This window comes from Paenarthrobacter sp. CM16, assembly GCF_013179505.1.
GTDB lineage: Bacteria > Actinomycetota > Actinomycetes > Actinomycetales > Micrococcaceae > Arthrobacter.
On record NZ_JABMCX010000469.1, the window covers coordinates 1 to 2,308 of the forward strand.

The window sequence follows — 2,308 nt, forward strand, 5'->3', positions numbered from 1 at the left end:
CCCCCGGGCCAGGACGATCAGCAGCGCCAGGCCGCAAGCGACGCCCAACACACCGAGGGCGAGAGCCAGGTTGCCCAATGCGGCAGCGGTTGCCCCCAGGACAATGGGCGTCAGGAACTGGCCAATGAACAAGGTGCCTGTCCAGATGCCGGTACCCCGGCCGCGCTGGGAGAATTCCAGCCCGTTGACCGCCCACGTCAGCAGCGTCGGCAACAGAACACCCGTTCCCGCGCTGGCAATTACTGCACCGAGGACTGCCACCGGAACACTGCCCGCCACAGAGACAACACACAGTCCGACGGCGGCAAGGCCGAATGCGCCGGCCAACAGCTTCCGGGTGCCCGACTTCGCGAGAAAACGGAAAGATATTGCCCCTGCGGCAGTAGCAAGCGAAGCGATCGCGGCGGCTCCCCCGATGAGGGCGGCATCCTGGACGCCCAAACCCGTGATGACGTAGGGAAGGTGAACGATCAGGGCATAGAAGACGATGCCCCCGAACAGTGTCACGGCGGCAGGGGCTCCGATGCGGCGCCACGGCACCGGCTGTTTCAGCACCGCTGCACCCGGAAGGTTTGCTGCGCCTTGGCTCTTGGCCGGTTCCCAAAGGTTGAAGATCATAGGTACCACCAGGACCGCACTGACGGCGTAGAGCCAGAACGGTGTCCGCCAACTGATGCTGCCCAACGCGCCGCCCAAGGCAAAGAATGCTGTGGCGGCCAGTGCGCTGACCATGGTCTGGAGGCCCAGGTACTTGTTCCGCTGCTGCCCCGCGTAGTAGTCGGTGATCAGCGTTGTGCAGCACGTCATGATGGCCGCTTCGGCAATACCTACACCGATCCGTGAGACCGCGATGGATTCGAGGCTTTCCAACCATAAAGGTGCCGTACCAAAGAGCGCGTAGGCCAGCATGGCGTAGATCAGTAACTGCTTGCGGCCCATTCTGTCAGCGACATAGCCTGCCAAGGGCGAAAACAGCGCCACGAACAGCGCTGGAAGGGTCAGGACCAAGGGCACAAGAATGGCGACACCGGGCGTATCAGCGAAGACCTGGTTCAGGGTGGGTAGGACCGGTGCCAGCAGGACTGCACCCAGGACCGGCATGCAACTTCCGGCAACAAGCAGTGCGGCCTGGGCTTTGCCCGCCTCTCTCGGGGAGGCCGGACGGCGCGACTGGAGCGCAGTGGGATCAATGGTGCTCATGGGTGTTCCTTCGCCGTTGAAGAGTCCCTGGTACCGGCAGGGGCGCCGATGGGATTCCCATCACTGTGGCAAGGCTCACGCAAGCGGAGAATACCTGTTTGGGTATAGCAGGTATTCGTGTGGTTGATAGATCCATCACCCCTGAACTATTTGTTTGACGGATATCTCCTATCAAATACTTGCTCTTCTCCGAATACGTGATGTGGCTCATGGTGGTTACAGGACCTGCAGAACTGTCCGAGCCGCCAGCACTAAGAAGGAATTCATCGTGGAAACTCCCCTCTCCCATCTTGCCCACCTCGAGATCACCGCTCCGGACGTCGAAGCCTCGGCACGGTTCTATGAGGAAAAGTTCGGCATGCGCATCATCGACCGCGTGGATGGCAACGTCTACCTGCGCTGCTGGGGCGACTATTACCGCTACAGCCTGGTCATCACCGAGGGCCCGGAAGCATCCTTGGGCCGCATGGCGTGGCGCACCAACTCACAGTCTGCCCTGGAGGCAGCTGCTGCCAGGGTTGAGGCAACCGGTGTCCAGGGTGCCTGGTCAGCCGGCGGCCACGGTTTTGGCAAGGCTTACGAGTTCACGGGTCCCTACGGTCATCACATGCGTCTCTTCTACGACGTAGAAAAGTTCGTCGCCGAGCCAGGTTTCGAATCCACCTACCCGGACCGCCCCGAGCGCCGCAGCAGCCACGCAGCAGCTCCCCGTTTCCTGGACCACGTCACCGTGGCTGCCTCGGACGTCCGCGGATTCGCCCAGTGGCACAACGAGGCACTCGGCTTCCGGGTCATGGCGTTTGTCGATCTGGACGAAGCACCCATCACCGTGTTCTCTGTCCTTACCACCAACGAAAAGTCCCACGACCTCGGCGTGGTCCTGGATACCTCCAAGCGTGCCGGCCGCGTCAATCACATCGCTTTCTGGGTGGACGCCACCGAGGACCTGCTCCGCACGGCAGATGTGATGATGGAAAACGGCACCCCCATGGAATACGGACCGTCCATCCATGGTGTGGGCGAACAGAACTTCCTCTATTTCCGCGACCCCTCGGGCCTGCGTGTGGAACTGAACTCCGGCGGCTACCGCAACTACGTGCCGGACTGG

2 protein-coding genes are annotated in these 2,308 nt (G+C 61.9%); one reads left to right on the forward strand and one right to left on the reverse strand.

Annotated features, from left to right (window positions below; all coding sequences use genetic code 11):
• A partial coding sequence (locus tag HP499_RS23535) for an MFS transporter (RefSeq protein ID WP_172326460.1) occupies positions 1-1,200 on the reverse strand: 1,200 nt, incomplete at its 3' end.
• Positions 1,201-1,468: 268 nt separating this feature from the next.
• Between HP499_RS23535 and HP499_RS23540 the strand changes: the two genes are divergently transcribed.
• Positions 1,469-2,308, forward strand: an 840-nt coding sequence (locus HP499_RS23540) for a VOC family protein (RefSeq protein ID WP_172326461.1), incomplete at its 3' end; no start/stop codon positions are given.